A 17,550-nucleotide genomic window follows, 5' to 3' on the forward strand; every position below is an offset into this window, starting at 1 on the left:
AAAGTAGTGCTGGACCATCCCCATCGACACCCCGGCCTCGGCCGCGACGTCGCGCAGACTGACCGCCTCGACGCCACGGCTGGCAGTCACCCGGAACACCGCCTCCGCGATGCTGCGACGCCGCTCGAGCGGGTCCACCCGCTTCGGCATCGACACCCCCTACGGCAATGCGGACGCATTGCAATAGCGTCCGTCCACCCTTAGCATGTCAACTGCATTGCCAAAGTGCCAACCGGCCACCCCAGAGCCACCTCACAGGAGCGGAGACGCCCGTGACCATCTCCTATGCCCGCAACGGCGAGGTGTGCATCGCCTACGAGACGTTCGGACGGCCCGACGGGGAGCCGCTGCTGCTGGTCATGGGCTTGACGTTTCAGATGATCTGGTGGCCGGACGAGTTCTGCCGGGAGCTCGCGGAGCGGGGGTTCGCCGTTGCGCGCTTCGACAACCGCGATGCGGGACTGTCGACCCACTTCACCGCACCGCCTCGCACGACCGTCCGGACACTGCTGGGGCGCGGAGGCGGTCCGGCCTACCGGATGGACGACATGGTCGATGACGCGGTCGCCGTCATGGACGCCCTGGGCTGGGACTCCGCCCATCTGCTCGGTGAGTCGCTGGGTGCGACGCTTGCCCAGATGGTGGCGATCTGGCATCCATCCCGCGTCCGCAGCCTCGTCTCCGCGATGGCCGGCGGGACCGGCGGCCCGATCAGCAACCTACGCAACCTAAAGGTCGGCACATTGCTGCGGTTGGCCCGCAAACGGTACGACGACACCCGGGAAGGCGGCGTGCAACGGTTGGCGGACACCTATCTGATCATGTGCTCGCGGCGGCACCCGATCGACGACGCCTGGGTACGCGCGACCGCCGAGGAGTCCTGGGACCGCGACCACGACCCGGGCGCGACCCACCGTCAACTCGCCGCAGCCCGCACCGGCGGCGACCTCCGGGCTCAGCTACGGCGGCTGCGGGTGCCTACCCTGGTGATCCACGGCCAGGATGACCCATGGATTCGCATCCGTGCCGCCCACACCCTCGCCGGAACGATTCCCGCAGCCCGGCTGATCACCCACCCCGATATGGGACACGAGTTCCCCCAACATCTGTGGGCCACCATCGCCAGCGACGTATGGGACGCGACGCAATCGGCGGCGTCCACGTCAACCCCCGAACAGCGGCAGGGAAACACGCTCCGTAGATATCCTCGATAGACCTTGCGGATGCGGGCGCGGAGAAGAGCCGAGTGACCACAGCACCCGAAGCTTCGGCCTGCCAACAAACGCGCCGAGCACGGCGACCGCCGATTGTCGTGCGATCTCTACCTGACGGCGGCGGCGTGGTCTCGATGTGGCTTGCCCCGGGTGCTGCTTGGGTGTCGCGGCAGGCGGCGAAAGCACGCATCCCGGCCGGGCCTTGGGCTGCGGTAACGCGCTGTTCGGCTGGCTGCTACCCACCGCGGTTGCTCTCACGGGCGCCTGGCTTATCGGCACCTACTTTCCGCGGTCCTCCAGCCGCGGCAGCTGCGGGGACATCGGACAGCGGGCGTGCACCGGATCGGATGCGGGTTACTTCTTCCTGGGTTTCGGTGGCGTCTGGATCTTCGGTATCGCCTGTGTGGTCATTGGCCTGCGTGCCTGGACGTCCGGGCGCGGCGCCCCGCTGGGCTTCGCCTTCTCCGCCGGCGTCGTCGTCGCTCTGGTGTGCATACAACATGAGATCAGGTCGGAGAACCCGTGGCTGCTGGTCCCCACCGCGCCGAGCGCCGTCGCGGCGCTGGCCGCCGTCCCGCTGGCGCTACGTTCCCGACGTCGTAAAAGCCGCCGACAACTGCGATACGAGGCTGACCGACAGCGGCTGCGGGAGCGGGGCATGACCGCGGTCGACCGGATCATCCAGATCGCCGATACCGGCGTGACCGTCAACGACCAGCCTGGGTTGACGGTGACCGTGAGCTATACCCGCGCCGATGGCAGCCCGGCCACCGCATCGGTCACTCGGACCTTCCCGCGGTATGAGCTTCCGCACTGCGGTTGACAACCTCCGTCTCGTGCCCGGCCCGCACGCACCGGATCAGACCCGTGTACGAAAGGCGTGCGTGGTCTTTGTCGTGCTGATGTCGTCAGGGGCGGATGGTGAGGACAGTGATGCGGCCGTCGGCCGCGAACTGGAAGTGGAACGTGAGGTGCACGGGGCTGCCGGGGAAGTCACCGGCGATGTCTACGTCCGCGTCGTGGCCGGTTTCGGTCTGGTGGATTTCGTGGATGGTGTACGCGACGAGCGGGACCTCGGTGCGCCAGGCACGAATGGCGGGGATGCCTCGACGTTCCCGGCCCTCGTCCTCGACGAGAGCGTCGTCGGTGAACTGGGCGAAGTAGGCGTCGGCGTCGGACTGTGGCGCGAGGTCGAAGTAGCGGCGGATGAGTTCGGGGGCATCGCTCATGTTTCCTCCTGCTGTGACGGGGATCGTTCCGGTGGTGGGGCCGGTGCCGCCGTCGATGTCGAGACGGCGAATCTATTGGATACTCGACCAACCGCGGACCGCTGTACTTACCGAAAAACCAAGATCCGGAACCTCGCGGGTGGCCCAGTGTGGCCGCCGGTTTATAAGCGAGGGCGAGTTTCGGGGCCGGGGGTTGGGAGGCAACGCCGCGGTCGGGGTTTTCCGGCCGGATCTTCACGGGAGGAGCCAAGGTCGAGACTGTCCAGGTGAGGTGTTGGCTGTGGGACTAGGATGCTTGCATGGCTACCATTCATGTACGCGAGGTCTCCGAGGAGACCGTCACCGTCCTGAAGGTGCGGGCTGTCCGAGCCGGGCAGTCGCTGCAGGCCTATGTCCGTCAGCTGCTGGAGGGGGAGGCGGTCATGCTGACCGCTGAGGAGGCCGCCGAGCAGGCGCGTTCCATCGCGGCACGGGGCGCGGTGACCGTCGCCGACGTGGTGGACGCTGTCGCCGAGATGCGCGATTCCCACGCGTGATTGTTCTGGACACCTCCGCCCTGGTCGAGTTCCTGGTTGGTTCGGACCCTGTTGCGGAGAAGGTGCGTGTGGTCGCTTTCGGTGAGCGGCTGGCCGCACCGCATGCCGTCGATCTCGAATGCGCCTCGACGTTGCGAGGCCTGGTGCGCGGGGGGAAGCTGCCTGCGGACGAAGGGGCACGTGCTCTGGATCTGCTCGGTCGCATGCCGCTGAGGCGTTTCGACCATGTGCCGCTGCTCCCGCGGATCTGGGCGCTTCGGCACAACATGTGGCCGTATGACGCTGCATACGTCGCGCTGGCGGAGGTGTTGGGCGCCGAGCTGGTGACGGTGGACCGAAAGTTCGCCGGTACGCCCGGTCTGATGTGTCCCGTCCGCGACCTTCGAAGCGAACAGTAGAGCCCCGGTAGCGCCTTCCCGCTGCTGTCCGGCGGGGGTTCTACCTGGTGAGTGACGGGAGCGTTCCGAGCCGTACGTGCGTCACGGCCCTCAGGCTACGACCGCGGGAAGGGTGGCTACCGGCGGCAGGACGCACGGATGGCCGACCCATAGCTGGATGCTGTCGCCCGTCCGCCCCCCCGGGCCTTCGGCGAGTAGGTCGAGCAGGACGGCGGCGACGTCCCCGGCTGCCATCAGCCCGGGCGCCGGCGGGCGGTCGCCGAGGAACTTCCGGTACATCGGGGTGTCTGTCGCTCCCATGCCGAATGAGTTCACGCGGACCCCATGCGGACGCAACGCCTGTGCCCAGGCGTGAGTCAGGCCGTTGAGAGCCCACTTCGATGCGTCGTAGAGGTCGAATGCCGTGCCGCCGCCGGGCGGCCGGGGAGTACTGGCCCACGGGCAGGCCGGAGCGTCGGCGTGGTCCAGCGCCTCGGGCCAGCCGCAGGTATGGATGTGGTCGGTGGTCACGTTGACGATGTCACCGCCCTGGCGCACGAGGTAGGGGATCGCGGCCCGGCCGACGAGGTACGCGCCGCGGATATTGGTACCGAGGGTGCGGTCGCAGTCGTCGACGGCCTTGTCCCAGGAGCCGCTGACTGGGTTGGTCGGCAGGCACACGGCGGCGTTGTTCACGACAATATCGATACCGCCGAGTCGCTCGGCTGTGCCGTCGACGAAACGGCGGACGTCGTCGGGCGAGGACACGTCGGCGACGGTCGCCCAGAAGGAGCCGCGGCAGCCCGCCAGGTGGGAGGCCAGGTCCTCGACGGATGCGTCGGAGTCGCACACGGCGACGTGGGCGCCTGCCCGGGCCAGGGCCAGGGCGTAGGCCAGTCCGAGTCCTTGGGCGGCCCCGGTCACGATGGCCTTGCGTCCTTCAATCGATGCCGTCATCGCCTCGCCTCGCCTCGCCTCGCCTTTCGCACTGGCTCACTGTGCCGGACCGCCGCCCCGGCTGGCGGTGTCTGACGTTCGCAGCGGGAGCCACCAGTCCTGGACCCGCGCTGCCAGGCGCTCCGAGAGCGCACGTTCGAGTTCGGTGGCGTCCGGCTGCGGGGGCGGCATGTCGGTGGGCGTCAGCGGTGATGCCCCGCCGATCGGGTCTACCCACTCGAGCCGGACCGCTTCCAGCACGTCGCGCAGAGCTGGCCTGGCTTCCTCATGGTGCGGACTGGTCTCGTGGGCGAGGAATCCTGCGAACCTGTCGAAAGATTCGAGCGTGTAGTACGTCCCCGGCTCCTCGCCCCGCCAGTACTCGTAGCGGCGGACGTTATGCTCGCGGCTGTGAGTCGCGGCGTGAAGCTCGCTTGCGATCTGTTCGAAGCGCTCCTCGGCCCCTGGATGTACCCGGATGTGGACCAACAGCGTTGCCATCCGACTGTCCCCTTCCGAACTGCCTGCGGCTCGGCGCCGCGCATCGGCCACGTCGCGGGGCTGGGGCACGCACCTCGCGATCCACGCACCCCAGCCCCGTTCCTTGATCCACACCCCTGTTGTCGGGCGCTCTTACCCGCCCGCCGGTCAGCTGGACGCCAGGGCGTCCCGGGATGAGGCCACGCGGGCGGCGTCGACGGCAGCAGAGAAGTGCCGGTTAGCCATCGTGCGCACGAGCTTGACGCCACGCTCGTTGCCGAGGTCAGTTCCCGCGCCGACGAGCACAGCCGTCGCCGTGCCGGCGACGCGGTGGGCAAGCCGGTATGCCGCCCACAGCCGGTCGAGCGGGTAGTCCTGGACCCCGCCTTTGACCAGCTCACGATGATAGTGCTCAACCAGGGCCTCTTCGTGGGCGGCGCGCACCTCGGCCGTGAGGCTGCCACCGAGCAGATAGGCCAGGTCGTATGCTCCTGGCCCGCGGCCGATCGACTGCCAGTCGAGCACAACGAGGCCGGTTCCGTCTGGTTGGAACATCAGGTTCTCGCAGCGGTAGTCGATGTGCAGGATGGTCCAGGGCTCATCCGCCAGTTGCTGCATGAACGGCCAGTAGCGGTCGCGAACCTCCTCGCCGAGTGCCTCGCCGCCGTCGGGCAGGTCCGTCCCGAAGCGCTGCACGAACACGGGCCACAGCTGCGGCCACAGGTCTGCCATCATCTTCATCCGCGGGTGCACGATGCCCGGGATCCAGTCGAGTTCCGGCGTCGACACCTTCCCCCACCAGGAGGCGTGGAGGTCAGCAAGGGCAGTCACGGCCTGCTCCGCCTGCACCAGGCTCAGGCCGTCGAGCTGATCGACCATCCCCAGGGCGCTCAGATCCTCCATGACGATGACGAAGTCGGCGCCGTCGCGGGCCTTGCGGGCGTGGAAGCATCGGGGCACTCGCGTCCTGGTCTGGGCCGCCAGTTCCCGGTAGAAGCGCACCTCGGATTCGTAGAGGTTGCGTTCGTGCGCGATGGCCCGGTTCTCCTCGGCCGAGGCGGCCAGCTTCACCACTACCGACGCTAACTGGTTCGGCAGGGGCTGGTCGTAGGTGAGGGTAACCCGCCACTCGTCCGCCATGAGCCCGATGCCGACACCGATCCGCTCCTTGCGGACGTCGACCACATGAGCTGGCGTGGTGCCGAGCGCGGCCGTGAGCCACGCCGGGGTGATGTCGGCGATGCACGTCGGGATGGCTATCTCAGTCATGTCCGGCCTTCCATCGGGTCGTCTGCCGTGGCTGGATCCGCGGCGTTGGGCTCCTGGCGGCGAGCACGCGCCTGTCGGCGTAGCCCGGCACCGAAGTGTTCTGCGCTCAGGCCCGGCCAGCAGCCAGTTCGCCTCTGCGGGCGCAACGGGCTGCCCGCGGCCCGAGAAACATATTAGTCAATCGATTAGTAATTGACCAGACCCACTGGCGGTGGGAGGATGCCGGCACACTCAGGGACCGATGCGGGGGCCATGTGAGTCGAGTAAAACCCTTCAGGTTCGGCCTGCAGGCGTACCAGGCGACGTCCGCTGAGCAGTGGCGCTCCCTCGCCCGCGAGGCCGAGCAGCTCGGCTATTCCACTTTCCACCTCGCCGATCACTACTTCGGGCCGGGCCCCCTGGAGGCGGAGACCCGCCACCCGGTCCAGGATCTCGCTGCCATCCCCGCCATGGCCGTTGCCGCCGCGGCGACCGATACCATCCGGATCGGCTGCCGGGTGCTCTGCATCGACTATCACCTGCCTGCGGTGCTGGCCAAGGAGCTGGCCACCCTCGACTTCCTGTCCGGCGGGCGCTTGGAGATCGGGCTCGGCGCGGGCTGGATCGAGGCGGAGTACCGGGCCATGGGCATCCGCTGGGACCGGCCCGGCGTCCGCCTGCAGCGCCTTGAGGAGGTCATAGACCTGCTCGAGGCCCACTTCGGCGGCGAGCAGATCGCCGTGGCGGGTACGCACGTGCAGGTGAGTGGCTACCAGGGCGTGCCGGCCCCGGTGCAGACACCGCGCCCGCCCTTCATGGTCGGCGGGGGTGGCGAGCGCATCCTGCGGCTGGCGGGAAGGCGGGCCGACATCGTCAGCCTGAACTTCGACAACCGCTCAGGCCGCATCGGCTCGGACGGCGTCGGAAGCTCGACGGCGGACGCCACCGATCGCAAGATCGGCTGGGTCCGGGAGGGTGCCGGTGACCGGTTCGAGCGGCTGGAACTTGAGATCGCCGCGTATTTCACCATGGTCGGGGTCGACCCCCCGAAGGCGCAGGCGCACCTGTCGGGCGCGCTCGGTCTGCCCCCCGAGACGCTAGCCGACCACCCGCACGTCCTCGCAGGGTCGGTGGACGAGATATGCGAGCGGCTCGTGGCCCGGCGGGAACGCTACGGCATCAGCTATGTCACCGTCGGCGCCCGGGTGCTCGAAGACTTCGCGCCGGTCGTCGCCCGCCTCGCCGGGACCTGACGGCATGGTCGCAGGGATAGCCGATCGCGCTGGCGCGGATCCGGCCGGCTGGGCGCTAACGGATGGCACTGAGAACCTGACCTGGGCCGAACTCAACGACTGGCTGAACCGCGTAGTCCACGCGCTGCTCGGCGCGGACCTCGGCCCGGACCGGCGGGTCGCGATCCTTGCGCAGAACAGCGCGCAGACGGCGATCGCGCACCTGGCCGTGATCTACGCCGGCGCGTCGGCGGTGCCGGTGAACTGGCAGCTCCGCCCGGCTGAGGCTGGTCACGTCCTGCGCGACAGCGCGGCCAGGCTGATCCTCGCCAGCCCGGAGTCCGCGGCCGTGGCCAGGCAGGCCGGTGCCCCCGCAGCGGTAGTAGTCGACTCGCTTGCCGAGTTCGCCGCCGCCGCCCCGCGGCACGAGCCGTCTGCCGACCTGCCGCCACGGCGGGCGCTCATGTACACCTCCGGTACCTCCGGAGTGCCCAAAGCGGCTGAACAGGCTCTTGCGATGTTTGCCGGCGGCGCGACCGTTGCCGAGCACGTGGCGAACATCGCCGCCAGCGCGGTCGCTCAGCTCGGGCCGCACCTGGTCGCGGGGCCATTGCACCACACCGGGCCGCTGCACGGGCTGCGCTGCCTGGCGGGGGGCACGCCGACGGTTGTGCTGCCGCGGTTTGACGCGGCCGCGGCGCTGGGGGCCATCGACCGGTACCGGATCGCGAGTTCGACCATGGTGCCGACGCATTTCTCCCGGCTACTGGCGCTGCCCGCCGACCTGCGCACCCGACACGATGTCAGCAGCATGCGCCAGATCGCGCACACCGGAGCGCCATGTCCTGCCGATGTCAAGCGCGCGATGATCGAGTGGATGGGCCCGGTTGTCGTGGAAGCCTACGGCTCTACCGAGATCGGTACCGTCACGACGATCGATTCGACGGACTGGCTCGCGCATCCAGGTTCGGTCGGCCGGGCGGTGCCGCCGTTCGAGGTCAGTATCCGAGACGGATACGGCCAGGAGTCTCCGATTGGCGCCGAGGGCCTGGTGTGCGTGCGCAACGGGCGCGACGGCGGTCCGCGGTACCTGCATGACCCGGACAAGACGGCGGCCAGCTTCGTCGGCGACGGGTACTTCGTCATGGGCGAGATCGGTCTTCTCGACGCGGACGGGTACCTCTACCTGACCGACCGGGCGTCTGACCTCGTGGTGTCTGGCGGGGTCAACATCTACCCGGCTGAGGCCGAAGCAGTGCTGGCGGCGCACCCGGGCGTGCAGGACGTGGCGGTCATCGGCGTGCCCGCTCCCGATCTTGGCGAGGCGCTGCTGGCGCTCGTGGTGCCCAGGGATCCCGCGCTCGCGGGCGAGGACATCGTCGCCTGGTGCCGGGACCGGCTGACTCATTACAAGTGCCCACGTGCGGTGAGGTTCGTGCCCGACCTGCCGCGCACCGCGATGGGCAAACTCAACAAACGTGACTTGCGGGCTGCCTACGGTGCCGCAGAAACGGCACCGTAGCCAGCCCGCAAACATGTCGCGGTCAGCGCGCCGCCCGAGCCGCGACCGCCGAGGCGCAGCCTTTCCTAGTAAACAATCGCTCGATCAATTAGTATTGGGGAGCGCACAGAAGTGCATAGAGGGGAGCTGTGATCCTGATTGCTGACACCGTCGAGCTGCTGCATCCGCAGGACCGAGACGATCGCGTCCCACGAGTCGTGCTCATCCAGTGGGTTCTGTCCTGTTTCCGTATCTTCCACGCCGGCGCGGATGCGGCAGCCCGCAGCGCGCTCGGGACTCCCACCGCCTTGATCGAGGACCTGTCGTGAAGGCCCTCGCGCAAGCCGAGCAGAAGGTGGCGGCGCTGTCGGGCCCATACCAGCGCCTCCTCGACGAGGACACCCATGAGGTGCCCGCCGTCCTCCGCCTGCAGCACAACCCCTGCCTCGGCACCGAGGACATCCCCGTCCGGCGCTACACCTCGCGGGCCTATCACGAACGTGAGAAAGAGCGGCTGTGGTCCAGGGTGTGGCAGTTCGCCTGTCGGGAGGAGCACCTCCCCGAGCCCGGCGACGTCGTCGTGTACGACATTGCCGGCCGCTCGTACCTGCTGGTCCGTCAGGCGGACGGCACCATCCGGGGCTACGTCAACGCGTGCCTGCACCGTGGTAGGCGACTGAGGGATTACGACGGCCACTGCGACGGCCTTGTGCGCTGCCCCTTCCACGGCTTCGCCTGGCGACTCGACGGGAACCTCGCCGACGTGCCGGCCGGCTGGGACTTCCCCCAGCTGCCGGACCGTGACCTCACCCTCCCGCAGGTCCGGGTGGATAGCTGGGCGGGATTCGTGTTCCTCAACCCCGACCCCGGCGCCGGACCGCTGGAGGAGTTCCTCGGCGGGATCATCGCCCACTTCGCTGACTGGGACCTGGGCTCGGCCTACGTCGAGGTGCACGTGGCCAAGGTCATCCAGGCCAACTGGAAGGTCGCCCAGGAAGCCTTCTGCGAGGCCTACCACGTCGCGGGCACCCATCCGCAGATCCTCCCCTGGCAGGGCGACCTGCTCACACAGGTCGACGTCTGGGACAACTTCGCCCGGGCCATCACCCCCGGCGGTGTTACCAGCCCGCATCTCACCTGGGTCCCGAGCGAGGAGGAGATGCTGCGCTCGATGCTCGACGTCCGCGACGGGGAGACCAGCCCGATCACGCTGCGGCCAGGTGAGCGCATGCGGGCGGTCGCCGCCGAGCTGGCCCGGACGCGGTGGCGCCCGCTCGCCGGTGACCAGGTCGACCGCATGTCGGACGCCGAGATGATGGACAGCATTGACTACACGGTGTTCCCCAACTTCCATCCCTGGGGGGCTTTCAACCGCATCGTCTACCGCTTCCGGCCCAACGGCGACGACCACCGCAGCTGCATCATGGAGGTGCTGCTGCTGTCACCCTTTCGCGGACAGCGTCCGCCTCCGTCGCCCGTGCGCTGGCTCGCCGCGGACGAGCCATGGAGCGCCGAGCCGAGGCTCTCATCGCTCGGTAAGGTGTTCGACCAGGACACGTTCAACATGGCCAACGTCCAGCTCGGGCTGGAGACCACACTTCGGTCTGGCGTGCTGCTGAGTGAATATCAGGAGTCCAAGGTCCGCTGGTTGCACCGCACCTTGACCGAGTGGATCGGGGAGTGAGGAGCAGGTGAGCGAAGGCCTCCACCACCCGTTCACGGGCGCTCTCTATGAGCCCGACGGCGGCCTGGTGCGGGTAACCACCAAGGACGGCCGGGTCGGCCACTTCAGCGTCGACGGCCGCTGGGTCGGCGGAGAACTCCGCGATGCGGACCCTCAGCTGTGCGTCTGGATCGGCGGACCCCGGTACACCAGCAATCGGGTGGAATCCCCGCCTGCGTCCTGACGCCGCCGGGCCGAGGTGGCGCGCTCACCCGGCCCGGCGAGGCGCCGCCCGGCGCGGATGGCGCACGAGGTCCCCGGCGAAGAGGGCCTCGAGCCCGTCGATGGCCCGCCGGTGGTACTGCGGATCCGCCATCTGCGCGGAGACGTCGGTCAGGCCCACGAAGATGGTGCGCATCACCGCCTCGATGACCTCGCGGCGTTCCGGGTCGATCTCGCCGAACTCGATTCCGGCGTCGACCATCGGCGCTACGAGGTTGGCGCCCTCTCCTGGGCTGTGCGGGATGGCCGACCGCAGTTCCTCATGGCGCATGCGGTCGACGCGCACCGTACCGAGGAACCGCGCAATAGAAGGATCCTCGCGATTCATCTGGTACACGGCCTCCATAACGGCCCGGAACTTGCCGGCGAAGGTGCTCTCCTGGTGCATCGCGCTGTTGAGGCGCTCGTTGACCAGCGCCGCCAGCTCCCAGTACACGGTCAGGTACATGGCCAGTTTGGAGTCGAAGTAGTAGTAGAGCGCACCCGTGGTGATGCCCGCCCGCACGGCCACGTCCTTGTTGGTCGTCCTCCCGTAGCCGTTTATGGCGAACATCTCCGCGGCCGTCGTGATGATCCGCTGGCGGGTCTCAGCTGCGTTGGATGCCGGCGGCCGTCCCAGTCTCGGCGCCTTGGACCTTGGCAACCTTCAAGCCCTCTTCCTGTCGGTCGCCGAGCCCCGCTGACGACAGTACGATTCTGCCGGACTTCGACCACGCCCAGCCGGGACGACGAACAGCGCGACCCGGAGCCGCCTCGTCCGGCTGACAAGCGGCACGTTGGCGGCGGGACAGCCCCTGGCCCGGCAGCCGGCGCCTTCAGCCTCTCGCAATGTAACCAGTCAGTATGTTACCAGCATCGGCCGCCAGTCAAGGACAGGCTTCCGAGCCGGGCCGGACAGGGCGCTTCGATCACGAGTTTAAATTGACTGGTTGATTACTTGTGTAGCCTGCGTCACACTGACGCCTGATTGCCGACGACGGAGGCGCACATGGCAGTGCTCGGGTGCAGGGTCGCCTGGGAGACCGGCGCGATGCGAGACATCGCTCGCGCCTTGCCGCATGAGGGCGGCCAGCTCGCGATCGACGGCCGCGACGACGGAATGGCCAGGGGCTCGCTCAACGAGTTCGACGGCGGGCCTGCGGTCGCGGTCATCGCGGGCGAGGTTGTGGGCGGCGCGGACAGCGCGGCCGCGCTGCTTGCTGCCGGCGTCACCTGGAATGCCACGGCGTTCCTTTTCCCGGTAGCTGGCGAGACCGTCCGCGACTGACCGGCGACCTCGACGCACCGGCACCTCATCTTCATTCTCGACAGCAGTCAGCGCACCAGCAACTGACTGATCAATCATATCCTGGCCAGCCGGCTGGCGCCGTGCTGTTACCTTAGATGGGAGCCTCCATCGTCATGCTGAAAAAATCCACGTGGCCACGGGCGATTACCGCTGGCACCTTGGTCCTCGCCGCCGCCACGTTCCTGGCGGCCTGCGGCGGTACCGAGTCGGCTTCAACGGGCAGCGGCACGACCGCCAGCTCCGGCACCAGCACGCCGAGCGGCGCAACCGACTTAGCTGCGCTGTCCGCGGTCGTGGCCAAGTACAAGCAGGCACCCACCACCATCCCGATCTCCACGCCGCTCAAGCAGGCTCCGGCCAAGGGCAAGACCTTCGTGTTCCTGCAGTGCGACGTCGCGCAGTGCACGCAGTTGTCCAAGGCGTTTGCCGCCGCGACAGCCGCGATCGGCTGGGACCTGAAGGTGATCCCGTACAAGTCGGCAAATCCGGCGACGCTCATCGCGGGTATGGAACAGGCGCTGCAATACAACCCGGTCGCTGTGGGACTGACGGGCATCCCCGGGATCGCGTGGCAGTCGGAGGTGCCTGCCTACGAGAAGGCCGGCGTGCCTATCGTGGTCGGCCATGTCGGGCCACAGGCGATCACCAGCACCATCATCGCCAACATCGACGACGAACAGAGCGTGCAGACCACCGCCGAGGTGCTGGCCGACTACTTCATCGTCAACTCTGACGGGAAGGGCAAGATCCTTCAGTTCCAGGTGCCGGACTTCCCAATCCTCGGCTCCTTCGACCAGGCATTCCGGGCCAAGGTGCAGGCGTCCTGTCCCGGCTGCTCGGTCACGCAGCTCACGGGCACCATCAGTGAGGTGACCAGCGGCGGCTCGACGGCGGCTATCGTCTCAGCACTGCAGCGCCACCCGGAGGTCACCTGGCTGGTCACCGACAACGGGCCGTGGGTGGACGGCCTCCCCGCGGCGCTCGCAGCGGCGCATCTGAACGTCAAAATCATTGGCGGGGGGGCCGACGTCACCAACGAGACCGACATCAAGGCCGGGACGGTGACGGCCTTCACGGGCGTAGCCCTCAACTACAGCGCGTGGGCCATGGTGGACGCCGTCCTGCGCCACCTGGAGGGCACGCCCATCCCTGCCAGCGAGGGCTTGCTGCCTCTCCAGTTGTTCGTTAAGGGCGAGAACTTCGCCGTGTCCGAGTCCTACGACGAGCCCGCAGACTACGCAGCACAGATGGAGAAGCTTTGGCACGTGGGAGCCTGAGCCTGGCGCCGGACGAGGGCGGGGCGACGACGCCTCGCCCCGTCCTTCGGGTTCGCGGCCTCACCAAGTCCTTCGCGGGGACGGTCGCCCTCTCGGGCTTCGATCTGGACATCGAGCCCGGTGAGGTGCACGCCCTCGTGGGCGAGAACGGCTCGGGCAAGTCGACGGTCATCAAGATCCTCGCCGGTTACCATCGCCCTGACCCCGGCGGCGAGGTCGAGATCGACGGGTTGCCACTGCCCTTCGGGTCCGCCCATGCGGCTCACGAGATGGGCTGTCGCTTCGTGCACCAGGACCTCGGGCTCGTCCTGCAGCTGTCCGTGGTCGACAATCTGTACCTGAACAGCGGGTTCGCGTGCAGGTTCGGGACGATCAGGGAAGCGGACACGCGGCGGCGGGCGACGGCGCTGCTTCGCCGCGTCGGCGTCCAGGTCGACCCCCGCACACCGGTCGCCGCGCTGTCGCTCGCCCAGCGCACGGGCGTCGCCGTGGCCCGGGCGCTGGAGGGTGAGGACGACCACCAGGTCAAGCTGCTCGTCCTCGACGAGCCGACGGCGACGCTTCCGGAGAACGAGGTGCACCAGCTGCTCGACATGGTGCGCCGGGTCGCGGCGCACGGCGTAGCCGTGCTCTACGTCAGCCACCGGCTGGACGAGATCTTCCAGGTCGCCGACAACGTCACCGTCCTCCGCGACGGCCACCTGGTCACAACGGTGCCCGTGTCGTCGCTTGACAAGCGGCGGCTCATCACTCTGCTGGTGGGTGACGAGCTGGGTGAGCTGCCCACCCCCGAGCCGCGCGGCACCGACGGCGTCGTCCCCGCCCTCAGCGTGCGGGGCCTGCGGGGCTCGGGGGTGCGGGGCGTGACCTTCGACGCCCGGCCGGGCGAGATTATCGGCTTCGCCGGGATCACCGGGTCGGGACGCGAGAGCCTGCTGGGCACGGTCTTCGGCGCCCTGCCCCGCCTGGCCGGGATCGTCGAGGCGAGCGGCCGCCCGCTGCCGCCATACGACCCGCGGGCTGCTATCGCCGCCGGCCTGGCCTACCTGCCGCCCGACCGCAAGGTCAGCGGGGCGATGATGGACCTGTCGGCCCGGGAGAACCTGAGCATTTCCGACCTGCGGCAGTTCTGGCGCGGCCTGTTGCTGCGGCGCGGGGAAGAGCGAGCCGAGGCCCGCCAATGGTTCGAGCGGCTGAGCGTGCGTCCCGCGGGGGCGACGGAGCGACCGCTGGCCAACTTCAGCGGAGGCAACCAGCAGAAGGTGCTGTTCGCCAAGTGGCTGCGGCTCCACCCCAAGGTATTCATGCTTGACGAGCCGACCCAGGGCGTGGACGTAGGCGCCAAGGGCGAGCTGCACCGCCAGCTCCTGGCCGCCGCCGCCGGCGGGTCCACTATCCTCGTCAGCTCCTCCGACCTTGAGGAACTGGTCGCCCTTTGTCACCGGGTGCTGGTGCTGCGCACCGGTCGGGTCGTCGCCGAGCTTCACCGGTCGTCCGTCACCACTGCCAACATCTCCCACGCGTGCCTCGGCGAGCAGGAGGTCGTCAGCTTATGAGTTCGCGGGTTACCGTGCCGAGGATCAACCTCGGCTTCAACAGCTTCAGCGGGCTGTACCTGCTGGCCCTGTTCGTCATTGTGTTCGGGATCTGGACGCCGCACCTGTTTTTGACGGCTGCCACGGTCCAGTCCGTCGCCTCGCAGCAGGCCGTCACGGCAATGCTCGCGATCGCCGTCCTCATCCCGCTCACGGCAGGTTCCTACGACCTCTCGGTCGGAGCCACGATCAACTTCTCCACCATCATCTGTGTGTGGCTGCAGACAGACCAAGGGTGGAGCATGTGGCCGGCCATCGCCGTTGCCATCGCTGCCTGCGTGGTGATCGGCGTCATCAATGGCTTCGTCATCGTCCGCCTCCGGGTCAACTCCTTCATCGCCACGCTCGGCATGGGAAGCATCATCACCGCCGTGCAGGACATCGTGTCCGGGCAGAGCCAGCCCACTCCGCCGACGACGACGTCGTGGATGAACCTCACTCGGCTCAGCGTGGCAGGGTTCCAGATCATCGTCCTGTACCTGCTCGTCCTGGCCCTGATCGTGTGGTGGGCACTGGACCACACTCCCGCCGGCCGGTACCTCTACGCCAGCGGCGGCAATCCGGAGGCGGCGCGCCTGGCCGGCGTGAGCGTGGGGCGCTACACGTGGTTCTCCATGATTGCCTCGGCCACGGTGTGCGGCATCGCCGGCGTGTTCTATGGGTCGCAGACAGGCCCATCACTCACCTTCGGCGTCGGCCTGCTCCTGCCCGCCTTCGCCGCAGTCTTCCTCGGCTCGACCCAGATCAAGCCGGGTCGCTTCAACCTGTGGGGCACGATGCTGGCCATCTACGTGTTGGCGGTCGGCGTGAAGGGCCTGCAGCTCATCACCGGGGTGCAGTGGCTCGCCGAAATGTTCAACGGGGTAGCCCTGGTCGGCGCCGTCTCCTTCGCCACGTACCGCCAGCGGCTGGGCCAGAGCCGCGCCCTCGGGCGCAGCGACGATCCTCTGCCCGAGGTCGCAGAGCCCACGCCGATCCGCACCGAGGACGTCGCCGGACTTGTGCCGTCCCGGACTGGTGACGGATGATGATCATCTATTGGCTGGTTACCGACAGTAGTGGCCACTGACAGTAGTGGCTGTCGACAGTAGTGGCCGTCGACCTCCCGGTCGTGAGGAAGGGGACCAGCATGGATGCCGCGGATCGCATCGCGATCGCCGACGTCGTCGCCCGCTACTCCGATGCCGTCAATGCGAACGACGCCGCCGCCTGGGAGGAAACGTGGGCGGAGGAGTGCACGTGGCAGCTCGGTCCGGACCGCCTGCTGCGTGGCCGCGACGAGGTGGTGGCGTTCTGGCGGGCGGCCATGGCGAGCTTCGAGTCGGTGCTGCAGATGGTGGGCCACGGTCGCGCCCGCGAGGAGGGCGACGGCGCTGTGGGTTCATGGACGGTGTTCGAGGTGGGCCGCCGTGACGGGGTCAACGGTTTGGTGATCGGCTGCTACCAGGACCGTTACACCCGGCAGGAGGGTGCCTGGCTGTTCGCCGAGCGCCGCTTCACCGCCACCTACCGGGGCGGGCTGCCGGACGGGAGCTTCACCGCGCTCCCGTCGCTGCCGGGAAATTTCTGAGGAGGTGCGGATGGCTATTCGACGTCTCGGACCGCTGGAGGTGGCCCCGATGGGGTTTGGCTCACTGATGCTGGACATCGAACAGCGGGCACTGCTCGATGCAACGCTGGACCAGTTCGCACCTGTTGGCGCTTCGCTCCTGCCTGCTGGACAGGCCCGTGCCGTCGAGGCGGGCACATGAGCGGCGCAACGGCGCCGATCCCCGGCGAACGGGCGGACCCTGGGCGGGAGCGGGCCGAGATCCTGAGTCTGGCGATCCGCTTCGCCGACTTGTGGGCGGTCGATCCGCACCAGATGGCCGACGAGACCTACGCCCCGTCGATCCACATGGTGTCGATGGCGGGGACCACCGTGGTCGACGGCATCGACATGCTCCACCGGCTCGAGGATCGGCTCGCCACGATGGTCCCCGAGCACCGCCACGAGCTCGTCCGCGTCCTCGTGGATCCGCCGGAGGCGTTCCTGGAGACAACCGTGGTGAGCCCGACGACCGGCGAGTACGCCCAGGCAGCCCTGTGGTGGCGGGTCGGCGAGCCGGCCGCCGGACAGGCAGTCCGTCAGGTCGTCGACGAGGTCGGGTGGTTCGACTGGGCCCACCGCCGCGCTGACTCGACGGCCAGCCGGGGAACCGTTCCACCCGACGACCGCCGATGGCGTGGCGGCACAGACTGGTATCACCGTCTGGTCAGTGAGGCGGTAGCCGCATTCAGCGCTGACCCCGCCGCGGCCGCCAGCCGCTACCTTTGCGCTGACCCGGTCGCCACTCACGTCGGTCATACCGAGATCAGCGGACGCGGGCCAGTCCTGGACGTCGTCGAGCGGTTCTCCGCGGTCCTCTCCCGATGTCGGATCGAGGTGAGCCGGGTCATCGGGGACGGGGCTGTCGTCGCGGTGCTGTTCACTCTCGACAATGCCACGACACAGACCAGGGGGACGCTGGTTGCCACGCTCGACGCCGACGGCGCCGCCCACAGCGTCCGTCTCTACCTGGACTGGGACAGTGTTGTTGCGGACTGCCAGGCGCTGGTCCTGCCGCGCAGCGATCCAGCGGCCGATCACTGAGCGCGATCCGTTGACACGCGTCCAGGCGAGCCAACCCGTACCCGCCGCGAATATGGGAGG

General features: G+C 68.5%; 22 protein-coding genes. 16 read left to right on the plus strand and 6 right to left on the minus strand.

Annotated features, from left to right (window positions below):
• Nucleotides 1-150 (minus strand): TetR family transcriptional regulator (locus tag U9979_RS09005; protein ID WP_322779028.1); only part of this gene is annotated, 150 nt, incomplete at its 3' end.
• 122 nt (nt 151-272) lie between these two features.
• On the opposite strand from U9979_RS09005, the gene U9979_RS09010 reads away from it, so the two are divergent.
• Nucleotides 273-1,214: an alpha/beta hydrolase gene (locus U9979_RS09010; protein WP_322779003.1), complete on the plus strand. Its 942-nt coding sequence runs from the start codon at nt 273-275 to the stop codon at nt 1,212-1,214.
• 157 nt (nt 1,215-1,371) lie between these two features.
• Nucleotides 1,372-2,037 carry a hypothetical protein gene (locus U9979_RS09015; RefSeq protein WP_322779004.1) on the plus strand — a complete coding sequence of 222 codons (666 nt, stop codon included), beginning with the start codon at nt 1,372-1,374 and terminating at the stop codon, nt 2,035-2,037.
• Nucleotides 2,038-2,122: 85 nt separating this feature from the next.
• Here the strand turns inward: U9979_RS09015 and U9979_RS09020 are convergent, their stop codons facing one another.
• Nucleotides 2,123-2,443, minus strand: a complete 321-nt coding sequence (locus U9979_RS09020) for a nuclear transport factor 2 family protein (protein ID WP_322779005.1) — start codon at nt 2,441-2,443, stop codon at nt 2,123-2,125.
• A gap of 299 nt (nt 2,444-2,742) precedes the next feature.
• Between U9979_RS09020 and U9979_RS09025 the strand changes: the two genes are divergently transcribed.
• Nucleotides 2,743-2,979 carry a FitA-like ribbon-helix-helix domain-containing protein gene (locus tag U9979_RS09025; protein ID WP_322751485.1) on the plus strand — a complete coding sequence of 79 codons (237 nt, stop codon included), beginning with the start codon at nt 2,743-2,745 and terminating at the stop codon, nt 2,977-2,979.
• Nucleotides 2,976-3,377 carry a type II toxin-antitoxin system VapC family toxin gene (locus U9979_RS09030; protein WP_322779006.1) on the plus strand — a complete coding sequence of 134 codons (402 nt, stop codon included), beginning with the start codon at nt 2,976-2,978 and terminating at the stop codon, nt 3,375-3,377. Before U9979_RS09025 ends, U9979_RS09030 begins: the two co-directional genes overlap by 4 nt.
• A 90-nt stretch (nt 3,378-3,467) precedes the next feature.
• Here the strand turns inward: U9979_RS09030 and U9979_RS09035 are convergent, their stop codons facing one another.
• The 3 genes from U9979_RS09035 to U9979_RS09045 all read right to left on the minus strand — a co-directional run bounded on the left by U9979_RS09035 (nt 3,468) and on the right by U9979_RS09045 (nt 6,041).
• Nucleotides 3,468-4,313 carry an SDR family oxidoreductase gene (locus tag U9979_RS09035; protein WP_322779007.1) on the minus strand — a complete coding sequence of 282 codons (846 nt, stop codon included), beginning with the start codon at nt 4,311-4,313 and terminating at the stop codon, nt 3,468-3,470.
• Between the two features lie 36 nt (nt 4,314-4,349).
• Entirely contained in the window at nt 4,350-4,793 is a 444-nt protein-coding gene (locus U9979_RS09040) for an antibiotic biosynthesis monooxygenase family protein (RefSeq protein ID WP_322779008.1), read from the minus strand.
• A 147-nt stretch (nt 4,794-4,940) separates the two neighbouring features.
• Nucleotides 4,941-6,041 (minus strand): phosphotransferase, encoded by a 1,101-nt coding sequence (locus tag U9979_RS09045; RefSeq protein WP_322754219.1) that lies wholly within the window; start codon nt 6,039-6,041, stop codon nt 4,941-4,943.
• Between the two features lie 254 nt (nt 6,042-6,295).
• On the opposite strand from U9979_RS09045, the gene U9979_RS09050 reads away from it, so the two are divergent.
• The 5 genes from U9979_RS09050 to U9979_RS09070 all read left to right on the plus strand — a co-directional run bounded on the left by U9979_RS09050 (nt 6,296) and on the right by U9979_RS09070 (nt 10,660).
• Nucleotides 6,296-7,273, plus strand: coding sequence for a TIGR03621 family F420-dependent LLM class oxidoreductase (locus U9979_RS09050; protein WP_322779009.1), 978 nt, complete (start codon nt 6,296-6,298; stop codon nt 7,271-7,273).
• Between the two features lie 4 nt (nt 7,274-7,277).
• Nucleotides 7,278-8,774: an AMP-binding protein gene (locus tag U9979_RS09055; RefSeq protein WP_322779010.1), complete on the plus strand. Its 1,497-nt coding sequence runs from the start codon at nt 7,278-7,280 to the stop codon at nt 8,772-8,774.
• A gap of 128 nt (nt 8,775-8,902) precedes the next feature.
• Nucleotides 8,903-9,082 (plus strand): hypothetical protein, encoded by a 180-nt coding sequence (locus tag U9979_RS09060; protein WP_322779011.1) that lies wholly within the window; start codon nt 8,903-8,905, stop codon nt 9,080-9,082.
• Nucleotides 9,079-10,437: an aromatic ring-hydroxylating dioxygenase subunit alpha gene (locus U9979_RS09065; RefSeq protein ID WP_322779012.1), complete on the plus strand. Its 1,359-nt coding sequence runs from the start codon at nt 9,079-9,081 to the stop codon at nt 10,435-10,437. The genes U9979_RS09060 and U9979_RS09065 overlap by 4 nt, the downstream gene beginning before the upstream one ends.
• 7 nt (nt 10,438-10,444) lie before the next feature.
• Complete coding sequence (locus U9979_RS09070; protein ID WP_322779013.1) at nt 10,445-10,660, plus strand: hypothetical protein; 216 nt, start codon at nt 10,445-10,447, stop codon at nt 10,658-10,660.
• Between the two features lie 24 nt (nt 10,661-10,684).
• On the opposite strand, the gene U9979_RS09075 is transcribed toward U9979_RS09070, so the two are convergent.
• Nucleotides 10,685-11,341 (minus strand): TetR/AcrR family transcriptional regulator, encoded by a 657-nt coding sequence (locus U9979_RS09075; protein ID WP_322779014.1) that lies wholly within the window; start codon nt 11,339-11,341, stop codon nt 10,685-10,687.
• 345 nt (nt 11,342-11,686) lie between these two features.
• Here U9979_RS09075 and U9979_RS09080 point away from each other — a divergent pair, with 345 nt between their 5' ends.
• The 7 genes from U9979_RS09080 to U9979_RS09110 all read left to right on the plus strand — a co-directional run bounded on the left by U9979_RS09080 (nt 11,687) and on the right by U9979_RS09110 (nt 17,490).
• Nucleotides 11,687-11,965 carry a hypothetical protein gene (locus U9979_RS09080; protein ID WP_322779015.1) on the plus strand — a complete coding sequence of 93 codons (279 nt, stop codon included), beginning with the start codon at nt 11,687-11,689 and terminating at the stop codon, nt 11,963-11,965.
• A 116-nt stretch (nt 11,966-12,081) separates the two neighbouring features.
• Nucleotides 12,082-13,263, plus strand: a complete 1,182-nt coding sequence (locus U9979_RS09085) for a substrate-binding domain-containing protein (RefSeq protein WP_322779016.1) — start codon at nt 12,082-12,084, stop codon at nt 13,261-13,263.
• Nucleotides 13,245-14,819, plus strand: coding sequence for a sugar ABC transporter ATP-binding protein (locus tag U9979_RS09090; RefSeq protein WP_322779017.1), 1,575 nt, complete (start codon nt 13,245-13,247; stop codon nt 14,817-14,819). The genes U9979_RS09085 and U9979_RS09090 overlap by 19 nt, the downstream gene beginning before the upstream one ends.
• Nucleotides 14,816-15,886, plus strand: a complete 1,071-nt coding sequence (locus tag U9979_RS09095) for an ABC transporter permease (protein ID WP_322779018.1) — start codon at nt 14,816-14,818, stop codon at nt 15,884-15,886. Before U9979_RS09090 ends, U9979_RS09095 begins: the two co-directional genes overlap by 4 nt.
• Before the next feature lie 101 nt (nt 15,887-15,987).
• Complete coding sequence (locus U9979_RS09100) at nt 15,988-16,428, plus strand: nuclear transport factor 2 family protein (protein WP_322751596.1); 441 nt, start codon at nt 15,988-15,990, stop codon at nt 16,426-16,428.
• Nucleotides 16,429-16,438: 10 nt separating this feature from the next.
• Entirely contained in the window at nt 16,439-16,609 is a 171-nt protein-coding gene (locus U9979_RS09105) for a hypothetical protein (RefSeq protein WP_322779019.1), read from the plus strand.
• Complete coding sequence (locus U9979_RS09110; protein WP_322779020.1) at nt 16,606-17,490, plus strand: nuclear transport factor 2 family protein; 885 nt, start codon at nt 16,606-16,608, stop codon at nt 17,488-17,490. Before U9979_RS09105 ends, U9979_RS09110 begins: the two co-directional genes overlap by 4 nt.
• The last annotated feature ends 60 nt before the right edge of the window (nt 17,491-17,550 follow it).

This window comes from Protofrankia sp. Cas4, assembly GCF_963555915.1.
In the GTDB taxonomy this organism is placed as follows: Bacteria; Actinomycetota; Actinomycetes; order Frankiales; family Frankiaceae; genus Protofrankia.